The 15,751-nt window shown below is 29.0% G+C and carries 30 protein-coding genes; 29 read left to right on the forward strand and 1 reads right to left on the reverse strand.

Annotated elements, in window-relative coordinates:
- Nucleotides 1-76 precede the first annotated feature (76 nt).
- The 29 genes from rpsJ (at nt 77) to rplQ (ending at nt 14,990) form a co-directional block, all read left to right on the forward strand.
- Nucleotides 77-391 (forward strand): 30S ribosomal protein S10, encoded by a 315-nt coding sequence (gene rpsJ / locus HF996_RS01750; protein WP_168910355.1) that lies wholly within the window; start codon nt 77-79, stop codon nt 389-391.
- 7 nt (nt 392-398) lie between these two features.
- A complete protein-coding gene (gene rplC / locus HF996_RS01755; protein WP_168910356.1) occupies nt 399-1,094 on the forward strand; it encodes a 50S ribosomal protein L3 in 696 nt (231 codons plus the stop codon).
- The gene (gene rplD, locus HF996_RS01760) at nt 1,087-1,968 is read left to right on the forward strand and encodes a 50S ribosomal protein L4 (protein ID WP_168910357.1); all 882 of its coding nucleotides are present in this window, start codon (nt 1,087-1,089) and stop codon (nt 1,966-1,968) included. Before rplC ends, rplD begins: the two co-directional genes overlap by 8 nt.
- Complete coding sequence (gene rplW, locus HF996_RS01765) at nt 1,968-2,444, forward strand: 50S ribosomal protein L23 (RefSeq protein WP_168910358.1); 477 nt, start codon at nt 1,968-1,970, stop codon at nt 2,442-2,444. Before rplD ends, rplW begins: the two co-directional genes overlap by 1 nt.
- Nucleotides 2,445-2,446: 2 nt before the next feature.
- Nucleotides 2,447-3,292: a 50S ribosomal protein L2 gene (gene rplB, locus HF996_RS01770; protein ID WP_168910359.1), complete on the forward strand. Its 846-nt coding sequence runs from the start codon at nt 2,447-2,449 to the stop codon at nt 3,290-3,292.
- The gene (rpsS, locus tag HF996_RS01775; protein ID WP_168910360.1) at nt 3,292-3,567 is read left to right on the forward strand and encodes a 30S ribosomal protein S19; all 276 of its coding nucleotides are present in this window, start codon (nt 3,292-3,294) and stop codon (nt 3,565-3,567) included. Before rplB ends, rpsS begins: the two co-directional genes overlap by 1 nt.
- 13 nt (nt 3,568-3,580) lie before the next feature.
- Entirely contained in the window at nt 3,581-3,946 is a 366-nt protein-coding gene (gene rplV, locus HF996_RS01780) for a 50S ribosomal protein L22 (protein WP_168910361.1), read from the forward strand.
- Nucleotides 3,947-3,948: 2 nt separating this feature from the next.
- Nucleotides 3,949-4,677 (forward strand): 30S ribosomal protein S3, encoded by a 729-nt coding sequence (gene rpsC / locus HF996_RS01785; protein ID WP_168910362.1) that lies wholly within the window; start codon nt 3,949-3,951, stop codon nt 4,675-4,677.
- A gap of 3 nt (nt 4,678-4,680) precedes the next feature.
- Nucleotides 4,681-5,094, forward strand: coding sequence for a 50S ribosomal protein L16 (rplP, locus tag HF996_RS01790; protein WP_168910363.1), 414 nt, complete (start codon nt 4,681-4,683; stop codon nt 5,092-5,094).
- A 4-nt stretch (nt 5,095-5,098) separates the two neighbouring features.
- Nucleotides 5,099-5,308, forward strand: coding sequence for a 50S ribosomal protein L29 (rpmC, locus tag HF996_RS01795; protein WP_168910364.1), 210 nt, complete (start codon nt 5,099-5,101; stop codon nt 5,306-5,308).
- A gap of 2 nt (nt 5,309-5,310) precedes the next feature.
- Entirely contained in the window at nt 5,311-5,613 is a 303-nt protein-coding gene (rpsQ, locus tag HF996_RS01800; protein ID WP_168910365.1) for a 30S ribosomal protein S17, read from the forward strand.
- Entirely contained in the window at nt 5,613-5,984 is a 372-nt protein-coding gene (gene rplN / locus HF996_RS01805) for a 50S ribosomal protein L14 (protein ID WP_168910366.1), read from the forward strand. The genes rpsQ and rplN overlap by 1 nt, the downstream gene beginning before the upstream one ends.
- A 73-nt stretch (nt 5,985-6,057) precedes the next feature.
- On the forward strand, nt 6,058-6,378 hold the full coding sequence (gene rplX, locus HF996_RS01810) for a 50S ribosomal protein L24 (RefSeq protein ID WP_168910367.1): 321 nt from the start codon (nt 6,058-6,060) through the stop codon (nt 6,376-6,378).
- A 1-nt stretch (nt 6,379) separates the two neighbouring features.
- Entirely contained in the window at nt 6,380-6,925 is a 546-nt protein-coding gene (gene rplE, locus HF996_RS01815; RefSeq protein ID WP_168910368.1) for a 50S ribosomal protein L5, read from the forward strand.
- Between the two features lie 20 nt (nt 6,926-6,945).
- Nucleotides 6,946-7,131 (forward strand): type Z 30S ribosomal protein S14, encoded by a 186-nt coding sequence (locus HF996_RS01820; protein WP_168910369.1) that lies wholly within the window; start codon nt 6,946-6,948, stop codon nt 7,129-7,131.
- A gap of 1 nt (nt 7,132) precedes the next feature.
- Complete coding sequence (gene rpsH / locus HF996_RS01825) at nt 7,133-7,525, forward strand: 30S ribosomal protein S8 (RefSeq protein ID WP_013302210.1); 393 nt, start codon at nt 7,133-7,135, stop codon at nt 7,523-7,525.
- Nucleotides 7,526-7,530: 5 nt separating this feature from the next.
- A complete protein-coding gene (gene rplF, locus HF996_RS01830) occupies nt 7,531-8,070 on the forward strand; it encodes a 50S ribosomal protein L6 (protein ID WP_168910370.1) in 540 nt (179 codons plus the stop codon).
- Between the two features lie 12 nt (nt 8,071-8,082).
- Nucleotides 8,083-8,454 carry a 50S ribosomal protein L18 gene (gene rplR, locus HF996_RS01835; protein WP_168910371.1) on the forward strand — a complete coding sequence of 124 codons (372 nt, stop codon included), beginning with the start codon at nt 8,083-8,085 and terminating at the stop codon, nt 8,452-8,454.
- Between the two features lie 2 nt (nt 8,455-8,456).
- Nucleotides 8,457-9,131: a 30S ribosomal protein S5 gene (rpsE, locus tag HF996_RS01840; protein ID WP_168910372.1), complete on the forward strand. Its 675-nt coding sequence runs from the start codon at nt 8,457-8,459 to the stop codon at nt 9,129-9,131.
- A gap of 23 nt (nt 9,132-9,154) precedes the next feature.
- Nucleotides 9,155-9,601 carry a 50S ribosomal protein L15 gene (gene rplO, locus HF996_RS01845; protein WP_168910373.1) on the forward strand — a complete coding sequence of 149 codons (447 nt, stop codon included), beginning with the start codon at nt 9,155-9,157 and terminating at the stop codon, nt 9,599-9,601.
- Complete coding sequence (gene secY / locus HF996_RS01850) at nt 9,601-11,040, forward strand: preprotein translocase subunit SecY (RefSeq protein ID WP_168910374.1); 1,440 nt, start codon at nt 9,601-9,603, stop codon at nt 11,038-11,040. The genes rplO and secY overlap by 1 nt, the downstream gene beginning before the upstream one ends.
- A complete protein-coding gene (locus HF996_RS01855; RefSeq protein ID WP_168910375.1) occupies nt 11,034-11,702 on the forward strand; it encodes an adenylate kinase family protein in 669 nt (222 codons plus the stop codon). Before secY ends, HF996_RS01855 begins: the two co-directional genes overlap by 7 nt.
- Nucleotides 11,690-12,445 (forward strand): type I methionyl aminopeptidase, encoded by a 756-nt coding sequence (gene map, locus HF996_RS01860; RefSeq protein ID WP_168910376.1) that lies wholly within the window; start codon nt 11,690-11,692, stop codon nt 12,443-12,445. Before HF996_RS01855 ends, map begins: the two co-directional genes overlap by 13 nt.
- The gene (infA, locus tag HF996_RS01865) at nt 12,446-12,664 is read left to right on the forward strand and encodes a translation initiation factor IF-1 (protein WP_168910377.1); all 219 of its coding nucleotides are present in this window, start codon (nt 12,446-12,448) and stop codon (nt 12,662-12,664) included.
- Nucleotides 12,665-12,697: 33 nt separating this feature from the next.
- Nucleotides 12,698-12,814: a 50S ribosomal protein L36 gene (gene rpmJ, locus HF996_RS01870; RefSeq protein ID WP_013302496.1), complete on the forward strand. Its 117-nt coding sequence runs from the start codon at nt 12,698-12,700 to the stop codon at nt 12,812-12,814.
- Nucleotides 12,815-12,820: 6 nt separating this feature from the next.
- Nucleotides 12,821-13,189 (forward strand): 30S ribosomal protein S13, encoded by a 369-nt coding sequence (gene rpsM / locus HF996_RS01875; protein WP_168910378.1) that lies wholly within the window; start codon nt 12,821-12,823, stop codon nt 13,187-13,189.
- 15 nt (nt 13,190-13,204) lie between these two features.
- A complete protein-coding gene (rpsK, locus tag HF996_RS01880; protein WP_168910379.1) occupies nt 13,205-13,609 on the forward strand; it encodes a 30S ribosomal protein S11 in 405 nt (134 codons plus the stop codon).
- 14 nt (nt 13,610-13,623) lie between these two features.
- The gene (locus HF996_RS01885) at nt 13,624-14,625 is read left to right on the forward strand and encodes a DNA-directed RNA polymerase subunit alpha (RefSeq protein WP_168910380.1); all 1,002 of its coding nucleotides are present in this window, start codon (nt 13,624-13,626) and stop codon (nt 14,623-14,625) included.
- A gap of 2 nt (nt 14,626-14,627) precedes the next feature.
- Nucleotides 14,628-14,990 carry a 50S ribosomal protein L17 gene (rplQ, locus tag HF996_RS01890; protein ID WP_168910381.1) on the forward strand — a complete coding sequence of 121 codons (363 nt, stop codon included), beginning with the start codon at nt 14,628-14,630 and terminating at the stop codon, nt 14,988-14,990.
- 545 nt (nt 14,991-15,535) lie between these two features.
- Here the strand turns inward: rplQ and HF996_RS01895 are convergent.
- Nucleotides 15,536-15,691, reverse strand: coding sequence for a hypothetical protein (locus tag HF996_RS01895; protein WP_168910382.1), 156 nt, complete (start codon nt 15,689-15,691; stop codon nt 15,536-15,538).
- Between the last annotated feature and the right edge of the window lie 60 nt (nt 15,692-15,751).

Here is a 15,751-nt window from a genome sequence, read left to right on the forward strand (position 1 = left end):
GAGTTGTTAGTTAGTTATCGGTTTTTATGTGGAGTCTGGTTTAAGAAAAAACCAAAGGAGACAACATTTATTTTTTATGGACAAAATTCAAATAAAACTTAAAGCATTTGATCACCGTCTAATAGACACAGCAACAGCTAAAATAGTTTTAGTTGCAAAAGAAGCAAATGCTGAAGTAAGTGGACCAATTCCACTTCCAACAAAAAAAGAAATTTTCACTATTTTGAGATCTGTTCACGTTAACAAAAAATCTCGTGAGCAATTCGAAAGTAGAACACACCAAAGATTAATTATTATCAAAACAAACAGTTCTAATTCAAAAGTATTAGTAGACAAAATTAAAAGATTACAACTAAATTCTGGTGTTAAAGTAAATCTAGAATTATCATAGGAGAAATATGAAAGGTATTTTAGGTAAAAAAGTTGGAATGACACAACTATTTACAGAAGAAGGAATTAGTATTCCAGTTACTGTAATAGAAGTTCAACCTAATGTAGTTTCAAATGTTTTAACTAAAGAGAAAAATGGTTATGAAGCTATTCAATTAGCAGCATTTGACAAGAAAAAAAGCAGATTTACAAAACCAGAATTAGGACATTTTAAAAAAGCAGAATCTAACCCAAAACGTTTTGTTAAAGAGTTTAGAAATATGCAAGGTGAATTAGGACAAAAAATTGATTTATCAATCTTTGAAGAAGGTGAATTTGTAGATGTAGTTGGAACATCCAAAGGTAAAGGTTTTGCCGGAACTATTAAAAGATATAACCAACACATCGGACCTAAATCTCACGGTGGAGGTGGAGGTTCTAAACCTATTCGTCAAACAGGTTCAATTGGTGATATTTCAGGAAACAAAGTTGTTAAAGGTATGACAATGCCAGGACACTTAGGGCATGAAAGAGTTACTTTACAAAATTTAGAAATTATTAAAATAGATTTAGCAAACAACATTTTAGTTGTTAAAGGATCAGTTCCTGGACCAAATAAGTCTTATTTAATTATTAAAGAAGCAGTTAAAAGAACAACTAAGAAAAAACCAGAAGTATTAGTTGTTTATACACAAGTAGAAACTAAGGAGGCAACTAATGAATAAAAAAGAAAACACAACTCAAACCAACAGTGCCCCTAAAAAAGAAATTATTAAACCAAAATCTTCAACTACTCATACTCACACACATAAGCACGTTCATACACATACTCACACACATGCTAAAAAAGTTGAACCTGCTAAAGAAGTAAAAAAAGAAGTTAAAGAAGTTAAAAAAGTAGTAGAGCCAAAACCAGTTGCAAAAACTACTCCAAAACCTGTTGTTGCTTCAAAAAAAGAAGACAAAAAAGTTGAAATTAAACAATCTAAAAATGTAGCAAAAGTTAATATTTCAAACAAAACTTCATTACCAAAAGAATTATTTGGAAAAACAGAAGCTCATTCTCAAGCTATATTCGATACTATCTTATATGAAAGAGGTTCACGTAGAAATCCAACTCATAAAGTAAAATCAAGAGCTGAAGTTAGTGGAACAGGTAAAAAACCTTGAAAACAAAAAGGAACAGGTAAAGCTAGAGCTGGTTCACTACGTTCTCCAATCTTTGTAGGTGGTGGTCGTGCTTTTGGACCTACAAATAATAAAAACTACAAAGTAAAATTAAACAAAAAAGTTCGTAGATTAGCATTTGTATCAGCTTTAAGCCAACTAGCTGCTAACAATCAAGTATTAGTTTCTGACTTTGCACAAAAAGAAATATCAACTAAAACATTAGTTAAAAAATTAGCTTCAGAAAAATTAAATGAATTAAGAAATATATTAATTATTTCTTCAGATTCAAACCTATTTTTATCAGCTCGTAATTTAAAAAATGTTAAAGTTACAAAATGAAGCTCAATTTTAGTAGAAGATTTAGTAAAAGCAGATGTGTTTGTAATTTCAGAATCAGATATTAAAAACTTAGAAGGAACAGTTAAATAATGAATATAAATGAAATTATTAAAGCTCCAATATTAACTGAAAAAACACATGAGCAAATGTCTGAAAATGTATATACATTTAAAGTAGACAGAAGAACTAATAAATCCGAAGTTAAAAAAGCAGTTGAACATATTTTTGCAGTTAAAGTAGAAAAAGTAAATATCTTTAATGTACCTAAAAAACCTAAAAAATTAGGACGTTTCCACGGGTTTACAAATGCATATAAAAAAGCAATTGTAACTTTAGCAGAAGGTTCAATTAACTTCTATCCAGAAGATACTCAAGAACAAAAAGAAGCAAAATTAAAAGCTGAACAAGAAACAAAAGCTAAAGAATCTACATTAAAAGAAAAAGCTAAAAAAATAGAAGAAAAAGTTGCTCAAAAATTAGGAATAAAAGCAAAAGCTTCAGAACAAGAAGCAAAATCAGAAAAAACAACAGCTTCTAAACCTAAAAAAGCAACTAAAGGAGAGTAAATATGGCGATGAAAATATACAAACCTACAACCAATGGGCTTCGTAATATGAGCTCTTTAGATTATTCAAAAAACCTTTCAGGACATGCTCCAGAAAAATCATTACTTGTTATTTTACCTAAAAAATCTGGTCGTAATAACACAGGAAAAATTACAACTAGACACCAAGGTGGAAGAAACAAAAGAAAATATAGAATTATAGATTTTAAAAGAAATAAATTTGATATTCCAGGTTATGTAAAATCTATAGAATATGATCCAAATAGATCAGCAAATATTTGTTTAATTAATTATGTAGATGGTGAAAAAAGATATATTTTAGCTCCTAAAGACATTAAAATTGGACAAAAAGTTGTCTCAAGCGATGAAGCTGATATTTTAGTTGGAAACTCACTTCCTTTATCAAGAATTCCTGAAGGTACATTTATTCACAATGTAGAATTACAACCAGGAAAAGGTGGACAATTAGCTCGTTCAGCAGGTTCTTCAATTCAAATCCAAGGTAAAGACGATGATGGAAAATATGTTGTTTTAAAACTAAAATCTGGTGAATACCGTCGTGTATTAGCAAGATGTAGAGCAACAATTGGTGTAGTAGGTAATGAAGAACATAACTTAGTAAACATCGGAAAAGCAGGACGTAATCGTCATTTAGGTATTCGTCCAACAGTTAGAGGTTCAGTAATGAACCCAAATGATCACCCACACGGTGGTGGTGAAGGTAAACAACCAATTGGACGTAAAGCACCACTTACTCCATGAGGTAAAAAAGCACTTGGAATTAAAACAAGAAATAATAAAAAAGCTTCAACTAAATTGATTCTTAGAAGAAGAAAGGATACTAAATAATGGCACGTTCATTGAAAAAAGGTCCATTTGCAGATGAGCATTTACTTAAAAAAGTAGAAGCGATGAATGAACAAAAAAATAAAAAACCAATTAAAACTTGATCTCGTAGATCTACAATATTTCCTGAATTTGTTGGACTAACATTTTTAGTTCACAACGGAAAAGTATTTAACGAAGTTTATGTAACTGATGATATGGTTGGTCATAAATTAGGTGAATTTTCTCCTACTAGAACCTATACAGGTCATGGACAAGATAAAGGGAAGAAAAAATAGGTAGAAATTAGTTATGGAAAATAAATTACAACAAGCAAAAGCTAGTGTTAAAATGCAACGTATTTCAGCTCAAAAAGCTCGTTTAGTGGCTCGTTTAATTAAAAAACAACCAACTACAAATGCATTAGCTATTTTACAAAATACAAACAAAAAAGCTTCATATTTCTTCATAAAATTATTAAACTCAGCAGTTGCCAACGCTGTAAATAATCACGGATTAAATGGTGATAGCTTAATTGTTAAAGATGTAATTGTAAACGAAGGTCCAACACTAAAAAGATTTCAACCAAGAGCAAAAGGTGTTGCGTATCGTATTTTAAAAAGAACTTCTCATTTATCTGTAATAGTAGAAGAAGTAAGTTTGTTAGGAGATAAATAATTATGGGACAAAAGGTCAATCCAAATGGATTTAGATACGGAGTTACTAAAGAACATAACGCTATTTGATATGCAGATAAAAAAGAGTTTGCATCAAATTTATTAGAAGATGTTAAAATTCACCGTTTTTTCGAAAAACTAACAAGAGAATATTTAATTGGTAATACAAAAATTCGTCGTGATCAAGACAATAAAGTAACAGTTGTTGTTTACACAGCAAAACTTGGAGCATTTTTAGGACAAGCAGGAAGTAATCTTAAAAAAATAATTGAAGATGTTAAAAAGTTTGTTAAAAATAAAAAACTTGTTTTAAATATAGACGCAGTAGAAATTGAAAAACCAGATTTAGATGCTAAATTATTAGCTGAAGCAATTGCTATTAAATTAGAAAACCGTGGATCATACCGTATGGCTCAAAAATATGCTATTAGAATGGCACAAAAAGCTGGAGCTAAAGGTATTAAAACCAAAGTAAGTGGACGTTTAAATGGTGTTGATATGGCTAGATCAGAAGGATACTCTGAAGGTGAAATGAAATTACATACACTAAGACAAGATGTAAGTTATGCAACAGCAACAGCTAGAACAACTTATGGAGCTCTTGGAGTTAAAGTTTGAGTTTCACTCGGTGAAGTATTTGCAAAGCAAAATCAAGCACAAGAGCAAGAACTAACTGAAACAAAAGCACCAAAAAGAACTACAAGATCTAAAAAAGAAAGCGCAAAGGAATAAAAAATGTTACAACCTAAAAAAACAAAACACCGTAAAACATTTAGAGTAAAACATGACAAACGTGCTGCTTTTAGAGGAAAAGAAGTTTCATTTGAAGAATTTGGTCTACAAGCTACAACATCTGAATGAGTTAGTGCAAGACAAATAGAGTCAGCCAGAATTGCGATTACAAGAAGAATGGGTCGTGAAGGTCAAGTTAACATTAGAATCTTTCCTCATCTTTCTCTTACTAAAAAACCAATCGGGGTAAGAATGGGATCTGGAAAAGGTTCAGCTGAAAAATGAGTAGCAGTTGTTAAAGAAAACACAGTAATGTTTGAAGTAGGTGGAGTAAAAGAAGAAATAGCTCGTGATGCACTTCGTTTAGGTGGACACAAACTACCAGTAAAATGAAGAATAATAACCAAGGAAAATTAAGATAATGGAATTTAAAGATTTAAAGAAAAAAAATTCTGAAGAATTAAACAAATTATTAAATGAATATAAATCAGAACTATTTACTCTTCGTTTTAGAAACAAAACTCAACAACTAGATCATACTCACAAAATCAAACAAGTAAGAAAAGATATAGCAAGAATTTTAACAGCAATTAGACAATCAGAATTAGAACAAGAAAAAGGTAGAAAATAATTATGTCTCATTTTAATCACAAATCACATAAAGATGCAAGTCAAAAAAGACAAAATACACGTAAAAGTTTAACCGGAGTTGTAGTTTCTGATAAAAATGAAAAAACAATAATTGTTGCTGTTGAAACTTATGTAAAACACCGTTTATATCAAAAAAGATTCAAAAAAGTTAAAAAATTCGCAACTCATGATGAAGAACAAAAAGCTAAAGTTGGAGATGTAGTTAGAATCGCTGAAACTCGTCCATATTCAAAAACCAAATCTTTTAGACTAGTAAGTATTGCATCTTCTAAAGGAGAAAAATAATGTTACAAGAACAATCAAGATTACAAGTAGCTGATAATTCAGGTGCAAAAGAAGTTGGATTAATCAGAAATTTAGGTGGTTCAGTTAAGAAAAATTCTAATATTGGTGATGTAATTGTCTGCTCAGTAAAAAAAGCAATTCCAGGTGGAATTGTTAAAGAAGGACAAGTAGTTAAAGCTGTTATTGTTCGTTCTGTATACGGAATTAATAGAAAAAACGGATCACGTATTAGATTTGACGACAATGCTGTTGTTATCATCAAAGAAGATGGAACACCAAGAGGAACAAGGGTATTTGGTCCAATTGCTAGAGAAATAAGAGATAATCAAAAATTTGCCAAAATCGTTTCATTAGCACCAGAAGTTTTATAAAAATATTTGAATATAAAACTTCAAAATCCTATAAAAATGAAGCAAAATAAACAAATTTTTACAAAGGAACAATATGAAAATTAGAAAAAATGACGAAGTAGTTATTATCTCAGGTGATGAAAAAGGGAAATCAGGTAAAGTATTATCTGTAAATTCTAAAAAACAAACAGTTACTGTCAAAGACATTAATAAAATCACAAAACACAAAAAACCTAACCAACAAAACACTGAAGGTTCAATTTCAATTTATGAAGGACCAATTCACGTTTCAAAAGTAGCGATTGTAACAAAAAAAGCATCTAAAGACAAACCAGCTGAATTTTCAAAAATCGGATACATTTTTAAAGACAATAAAAAACTTCGTATAGCAAAAACTACAAAGAAGGTAATCTAATATGAACGCTTTAGCACAACACTATAATTCAAAAGTAAAAACTGCTTTAAAACAAAAGTTTAACTACTCTTCTGATATGGAAATTCCAAAAATAGAAAAAATAGTTTTAAACATGACAGCAGGAAAAGAAGTTACTAACTCAAAAGCTATCGAAGAAGTAATGAACGAAATGTCTTTAATTTCAGCGCAAAAACCTTACCAAACCGTTGCAAAAAAATCTTTAGCTTCTTGAAAATTACGTCAAGGAATGCCAATGGGAGCAAAAGTAACACTAAGAAGAGACAATATGTGAGACTTTTTAGCTAAACTAATCAATGTTTCAATTCCAAGAATTAGAGACTTTAGAGGAGTAAATCCAAAAGCATTTGACGGTAGAGGTAATTTTTCTTTAGGAGTTAAAGAAATGATTATCTTCCCAGAAATTAGTTTTGATAAAATTCGTAAATTAAAAGGTTTAGACGTAATTATCGTAACTACAGCTAAAACAGATAAAGAAGCTCGGGCATTATTAGAACTCTTAGGAATACCATTTGCTAAGAAAGCATAATAAAAAATAAAGGAAAATACATGGCAAAAAAATCATTAAAAGTAAAAGCAGAAAAACATCCGAAATTTAAAGTACGTGCTTATACAAGATGTCAATTATGTGGACGTCCTCGTGCTGTACTACGTAAATTTAAAATATGCAGAATTTGCTTCCGTGAATTAGCTCACAAAGGACAAATACCAGGTATTAAGAAAGCGAGTTGATAATATGATAATAACAGATCCAATAGCAGATATGATAACCAGAATCAAAAATGCTTTTACACGTAAACACAAAAACGTTATTATTCCTCATTCAAAGAAAAAAGAAAGAATTTTACAAATCTTTTTAGATGAAGGATATATAAAAGGATTTACTGTATCTGGAGAAGTAAAAAAAGAAATTAATGTAGAGCTTAAATACAAAGGAAATACAAGTTCAATTGTAGGAATAAAAAGAGTTTCTAAACCATCTTTAAGAGTTTATTCTTCAGCTTCTGATTTACCAAAAATTGTTTCAGGTTATGGAACCGTAATAGTTTCTACATCTAAAGGATTATTAACTGATAAACAAGCAAGAAAGGAAAATGTAGGTGGTGAAATCATTGCTTACATTTGATAATTAATATGTCTCGTGTCGGAAATCGTGTTTTACAAATACCAGCTGGTGTTGAAGTAAATATTCAAAATTCTTTAGTAACAATAAAAGGTAAATTAGGAACATTATCAAGAGAGTTTTCAAACTTTATTAGTATTGAAAAAACAGAATCTACATTATTAACTAAAAGATCATCTGAAGAAAAAAGTATTAAACAATTACACGGAACAACAAATTCATTATTACAAGGGATGTTAACTGGAGTTTCTCAAGGATTTGTAAAAGAGCTAGAAATCAAAGGTGTTGGTTATAGAGCAACATTAAAAGATAAAGTTTTAGAATTAGCACTTGGTTATTCACATCCTGTTTTAGTAGAAATACCTCAAGATCTAACCTTAGAAGTACCAAAACCTACTGTTGTAATTATTAAAGGAATTGATAAACAAAGAGTTGGTGAATTAGCTGCTCAAATAAGAAAGAAAAGAAAACCAAATCCATATTCTGGAAAAGGTGTAGCTTACAAAGATGAAGTTATTAGAAGAAAAGAAGGGAAAAAAGCTTCTAAATAAAGCTAATTAATTATGGCAAAACAAACAAGAAATCAAGCTAGAATTGTTAAACATAAAAGAATTTTAAACAAACTAACTTCTAATTTATCTACAAATCAAAAACTAAGAATTGGTGTTTATAAATCATTAAATCACTTTTACGCATACGTTTTTGATCCTGTATCTGCAAAAACTTTAACTTCAGCAACTACACTTAAAAAAGAAGCAAAAACAAAAGGTGGAAACATTCAAGCAGCTCAAGCTCTTGCACCAGTATTTGCTGCAAAATTAAAAGAACTAAAACTAGATCAAAACGATTTTATCTTTGATCGTTCAGGTTATTTATATCACGGTAGAGTAAAAGCTTTTGCTGAAACTTTAAGACAACAAGGAATTAAGTTTTAATTATGGAAAATCAAAAAATCGAAAAACAAGTACAAGAAACACAAAACAAAATGAAATCCACTCAAACAGTTCAAGCAACTAAAGAATCTACTGATAAAAAACAAGTTTCAGATAAAGCAACTGCTTCAAAAAATGAAGCAAAAACCTTTAAAAGAAAACCTGGATTTGTAAAAAAAGATAAAAATCAATTCCAATCAGAATTTGAAGAAAAAATTATCGACATATCTCGTGTTACAACAGTTGTAAAAGGTGGACGTCGTTTTTCATTTGCAGCTTATGCAGTAGTTGGAAACAAAAAAGGTAAAGTAGGATACGGACACGGAAAAGCAAATGAAGTACAAGATGCGATTAAAAAAGCAGTTAAAGACGCACAAAATCGTTTAATTACTGTACCAATTGTTAACAAATCAACAATCCCTCATGAAATTTCAGAAAAATTCTTAGCTTCTAAAGTATTACTAAAACCTGCTCCAAAAGGAAAAGGAATCATTGCTTCTAATACAGTTCGTGCTGTTGTAGAATTAGCTGGTTATACAGATATTTATACAAAAACTCACGGATCTAGAACTAAAATCAACACTGTGCATGCAACAATGAAAGCTTTACAAAAATTACGTACAGTAGAAGATATTGCTTGAGCTAGAGATATTGAAGTTGAAAAATTAACTCAAAATTAATAAATTAGTAATAAGGAATAAAAATGTCAAAAATACAATTACATAATTTAAAACCAACTGAAAATTCTCGTCCAGATAAGCACCGTAAAGGTAGAGGGCATGCAGCAGGAAAAGGAAAACAAGCTGGTAAAGGACAATCCGGACAAAGAAAAAGAGGAAAAGTTCGTTTAGGATTTGAAGGTGGACAAAACCCTTGATACAGAAGGGTACCAAAAATTGGATTTAAAAATGTAAATTCAATTACTTTCCAAACAATTTCTTTATCAGATTTAGAAAAAACATACAAAAATAATGAAACTGTAACTTTAGAGTCATTATTTAAAAACAAATTAGTTAGAAGAAAATATTTACCAATTAAATTATTAGCAAATGGTAAATTATCTAAAAAATTAACAATCGAAGTAAACGCAGCTAGTGTTAAAGCACAAGAATTAGTAAAAGCTGCTGGAGGATCAATAGAGGTTAAATAGTGTTTAAATTTTTAACAAAGATTTTAGGAAAAGTTTTTGACTACAGTGCAAATAAATACATCAATTTTAAGCATTCTTTTTTAGTCTTATGACGAGAAAAGATATTAGTAAAAAAGATTTTATTTACACTTTTAATGCTTTCAATTTTCGTTGTAGCAGGAACAATAACTATTCCAGGACTAAGACTTGTTAATCAAAATGCTATTGATCGAAATTCATTTTTAGGAATTATAAATATTGTAGGTGGTGGTGGTTTATTAAACTTTTCCATTGTTGCCTTAGGAATCGGACCATTTATTACTGCGTCTTTAATAATGTTAATTGCCCAAACTAAGTTAGTACCGCCAATTCACCGACTTAGTCAGTCAGGACCACATGGTAGACAAAAAATTAATATTATTACAAGATTACTTACTTTTTTAATTGCTGCCATTCAAGCTGTTGTTTTAGTAAGAACTGTAATAGGAAATCAAGCATTACGTTTTGTTGTACTTGAAGATAATTCTGGTTTTTATCAATATTTTATAATTCCTTTTATATTAGTTGCAGGTAGTTTGTTTGCTTTATTTTTAGGTGAACAAATTACAAATAAAGGTGTTGGTAATGGAACATCTTTAATTATTTTTTCAGGTATTGCAGTTAGATTACCAAATCAATTTAAAGTTGCTTTTGAATACTTTGTAGATTCTTCAAATTCAAGCTCAATTATCAATGATATAGTTTTATACTTTTCATACTTATTAGGTTTTTTTGTCTTGATTTTAATAGTAGCTTTTGTTTATTTAGCTGAAAGAAAAATTCCAATTCAACAAACCGGATCTGGGATGTCAAAAAATATTAAAGAAATTTCTACACTTCCTTTAAAACTAAATCCAGCTGGGATTATGCCTAATATTTTTTCATTAATAGTAGTTTCATTACCTTCTTTATTTACAGGTTTTTTAGATCCAAATACTTCAGCTACTAGACACTGAATTCAAACACATATGCAAGTAAATCAACCTATTGGTTTAACTATTTTCATTGTTGTAAACATAATTTTTTCAATAGTAATGGGTTTACAACAATCTAGAGTTGATAAAATAGCAGAAGATTTTGCTAAAAATTCTACATTTATTCCTGGAATTAGACCAGGAGAACAAACAGAAGATTATTTAATCGGAGTTGTTTTTAGATTATCAATTTTTAGTGCATTTTATTTAACAATTTTAGGTGTTATTCAACCTGTTGAACAAATGCTAGGAATGCCACAACAAATTACTTTTGGTGGGACATCAGTCATAATCTTAGTAACCACAGCACTTGAGACTATGAGTCAAATAAAAGCTCGTTATGATGCTGAAAAAATTATTGTTAAGAGAAAAAGAATTGATAAAGCAATGAATTCAACTAATAAATCCGTAAAAAAACAAGCAAATAATAAAGACTTACTATGATAAAAAATACTCAATCTAATCCTAAATCGTTAAAATTAATCTTTCTAGGCTCACCAGGCTCTGGTAAAGGAACATTGGCTGCACAACTTGTTAAAGATTTAAAAATTTTACATCTTTCTACAGGTGATCTTTTTAGAGCAAAAATTAAATCTGATGAAGAATTTGCTTTAAAAATGAAGCAAATTATTGCTCAAGGTCTTTATGTACCAGATGAAATTACAAATGAGATTGTTCTCGATTTTTTACAAAAAGCTAACTTAGAAAACGGAATAATTTTAGATGGTTATCCAAGAACAATTTCACAAGCTGAGTTTTTAAAAGAAAATAATTTTAAAATCGATGCAGTAGTTTATTTAAATGCTTCAGAAAATGTTATTTTAGAACGTCTTTCACTTAGAAGATATTGCCCAACTTGTGCAACAACTTATCACGAAAAATTCAAACCAGCAAAAGATAATAAATATTGCTACAAAGATGGTACAATTGTTCAAATCAGAAAAGATGATGAACCTGAAGCAATCAAAAAAAGAATCGATGTTTACAAACAACAAACTGCAGTTTTAATTCAATATTACAAAGACAAAAACTTACTATTTGAATTTAGTGCAGATCAAGACTTAGAAACTTTAAAAAACCAAGTAATTAAAACTTTATGAAAATCATAAAAACAGATCAAGAAATAGAAATATTAAAAAAAGCAGGTAAACTCCTGGCAGAGGTAAAACAAATCATCTACGATCTCGTAAGACCAGGTGTTTCTTTAAAAGAATTAGATGCCATCGCTTTTAAAGAGATTACAAAACGAAATGCAAAACCTTCATTTTTAAACTACCAAGGCTTTCCAGCAACAATTTGTGCCAGTGTTAATCAAAAGTTAATTCACGGAATTCCTGATGAATATATAATCAAAGATTCAGACGTTGTTTCGATTGATTTAGGCTTGATTTATGAAGGATTTCACTCTGATACTGCTTTTACTAAAGCAGTAGGACAAGTTAGCTACAATGATAAAAAAATTATTCAAGTAGCAGAAGATGCATTTTGAGCAGGATTTAATGCAATAAAAAAAGATGCAACTACATTAGATATTGCAAATGCAATATTTAAAGTAATTAAACAAAATAATTTATACACACCTAAAGAATTTTCAGGTCATGGAATTGGAACTTCTTTACATGAAGAACCTTATATTTACAATTATCCAAACAAAAATGATGTTGTAAAACTAAAAGATAATATGGTAATTTGTATTGAACCTATGATTTTGCAAAATTCAGATAAAGTAAAAATTTTAAAAGATGGCTGATCTGTTATTGCAGCATCAAATAAAAACGCAGCTCATTTTGAGCAAATGGTTTTAATTAAAAACAATAAAGGAATAATCCTTACAGGAGAAATTAAAAAATAGATGTCAAAAGAAGATAAAATTATTTTTAAAGGAGTAGTAACTCAAGTTTTTAATACTCAAGAATACGAAGTAGAATTTGAAAATGGGCACAAAGTAATAGCTCATGTTGCTGGAAAAATGAAGCTACATCGTATTAAAATAATTGTCGGAGATCATGTACAAGTAGAACTATCACAGTACGATCTTAGCAAAGGTAGAATAATTTATCGTTTTAAATAATTTATTATTAAATATCATTAAAACAGGAGAAATATGAAAGTAAGAGCAAGTATTAAAAAGATTTGCAATGACTGTAAAATTATCAAACGTAAAAGCACAAATAGAGTAATTTGTAAAAGCTCACCAAAACATAAACAAAGACAAGGATAGTAAAATATGGCAAGAATATTAAATATTGAAATACCAAATGATAAGCGTATTGTTATAGCACTTACTTATATTTTTGGTATCGGAAAATCAAGATCAAAAGAAATTTTACAAAAATGCAACATTGACGAAAACATCAGAACTAAAGACCTTTCAGAAACACAATTACAAGCAATTAGAGAAGTAGCAAAAGAGTATACAACAGAAGGTGATTTACGTCGTGAAGTACAATTAAACATCAAAAGAATGATAGAGATTAAATCCTACAAAGGTATCAGACACAGAAAAGGACTTCCAGTTAGAGGTCAAGTAACACAAAAAAATGCTCGTACCAGAAAAGGTCCTAGAAAAACTGTTATGGGTAAAAAGGATAAATAATTAAAGGATTAAATAATGGCAATTAAAAAAGACAAACCTAAAAAAATTAAGAAAAAAAATATAACCACTGGTATTGCTCACATTCATTCAACTCACCAAAATACAATTGTTACTTTTACTGATCTTAATGGAAATGTTATTGCATGATCTTCTTCAGGTGCTATCGGATACAAAGGTACCAAGAAAAAAACTCCATATGCAGCTTCTTTAGCAGCAGCTGCAGCTAGTGAAGGCGCAAAAGAACACGGAATTAAAGAAGTTAAAGTTGAATTAAAAGGTTTAGGTCCTGGTAAAGATTCAGCAAGAAAACAAATAGAAGTTTCCGGAATTAGTGTAATCGAAATCAAAGACGTAACCCCAATTCCACACAACGGAACAAGACCTCCAAGAAAAGTAATTAAAAGACTAACCAAAAGATAGAAAGTAGGATCTAAATGAAAAAAAGTGCAAAAGTGTACTACATTGAAAATAAAGCAGAACATCTTTCTGATTTTGAAACAACATTTGAATTACAACCTTTAGAACGTGGTTTTGCAAATACATTGGGTAATTCACTAAGAAGAACAATTTTATCCTCAGTTTCTTCAGTTGCTGTTTTTGGTATAAAAATTGAAGGGGTTGATCACGAGTTTTCTGTAAAGGATAAAGTTCGTGAGGATGTAGTAACTATCTTAAATAATCTTAAAAAACTTCGTTTTACCTTCAAAAAAGAAGTATTTTTACAAAATGAAATTCAAGTAGTTTCTTTTGAAGCGACAAAAGCAGGGAAAATAACTGGAGCTGATATAGAAAATACAGCTGGTTTAGAAATTGTTAACAAAGATCAAATAATTGCAAATGTTTCTGAAGCTGGAGCTTTAAAATTTGAAATGTTTTTAACTTATGGACGTGGTTTTGTTGATTTTGAAACAAACAAAATAAAAATTCAAGAATTAGGTCCAGCATTAGAATCTAAATTAGGATATGGAAAAATAATCGCTGTCGATTCTGATTTTTCAGCAGTAGAAAACGTAAATTTTTCATCAACAGAACTAAACTCATCAAATCCAATTGTTGAAGAAAAACTAACATTTTCAATCAAAACAGATGGAACTATTTTAGCAAAAGATGCACTAGCAGAAGCTGCAAAAATATTAATAGCTCACTTAAAATTAGTTAGTGATACTTCTAATTTAGATGCTGAAGTTGAATCATTTTTTGAAGAAGTAAAGCAAAAAAAAGAACCACCAAAGAAAAATTCAGCAGATCTTACTACTTTGGATTTAACAGTTAGATCATTAAATGCGCTTCGTAGAGCACAATATTATAAAGTTTCTGATTTACTAGAACTTACTTTAGAAGAGTTAGAAAACATTAAAAACTTGGGTAAAAAATCAGTAGAAGAAATAGTTGAAAAATTAAAAGAACATAATTTAGAACTTAAAAAAGGAGAATAAAAATGGCAAATCCACATCAAATTTACCGTCGTGATGCAACTTGAAGAAAACATGTACTTCGTTCATTAGCCACTCAAATTATTTTACATGGAAAAATAACAACAACACTTCCAAGAGCTAAAGAATTAAGAAAACATGTAGAAAGATTAATTACTAAAGCAAAAAAAGATACATTAGCTGCAAGAAGATTAGTTTTAGCTTATGTACGTCACGAAAAAACCAAAGATGGTATTGAAATAATGCCATATTTATTCAAAACCATTGCACCTAAATACAAAGACCGTAATGGAGGTTATACAAGAATAATTAAATTACCTCCACGTTTAGGTGATAATGCTAAAATGGCTGTTATAGAGCTAGTTTAATTACAATTTTAAATTAAAATTAGTTTTTAATTTATTAAAAAACAAGTATTAAAAAACCACTAAAATTTAGTGGTTTTTTCTTCATTTTTAAAGCTTTTTACTTACTTATTATTTCTTTGCAATACAAAATGTTTTTAAAAATATTTTAAATATTTTCTCTCTCTCTATTTCTTTTAAATACTTATAATCTCTATTTTCTTCTTTTTTAAAGTCATTGGAATTACGAAATAATTTATTTTGCCGAATTTGTTATGTTTCTTAAAAGATAATCGAATTTTTATATTGTTTATCTACTACACATTTATTCCTTTGTATTTTTTAGTAGTTGATACAAATTTTCGATATGTAATTTAAAATCTTCTTCATTTTTTGGATAAATAGTTATTAATTTAGCATACATTTAAAGATTTAAACTTTTTGATGAATACATCTTTGCTAATTTATATTTTTGAGATACTTAAATTCTAAAAAATTATTTAGACAATATGTGTAAATAATTTTATTACTTTAGAATAATCTTTTACTCTAGGTACTATATGTATTTTCTAATTTTGAAAAGGTAATGGATAATTGAAAAATGTTAAAAATTTAAAACATTCTTTTTCTTGTTTTCTAGCAGAATTTATCACATCTTTATTTGAGTTATATTTATTAACTTTTGATTGAATAGGGACGGATTTTTGATAACCTTTTATCTTCATTTGTCTACTTTTCTTCTTTTTTTGTATATATTTTAAATTTTTCAGTCGATTTTTAAAATT

This window comes from Mycoplasma sp. 1654_15 (assembly GCF_012516495.1).
Taxonomy (GTDB): domain Bacteria; phylum Bacillota_I; class Bacilli_A; order Mycoplasmatales; family Metamycoplasmataceae; genus Mesomycoplasma.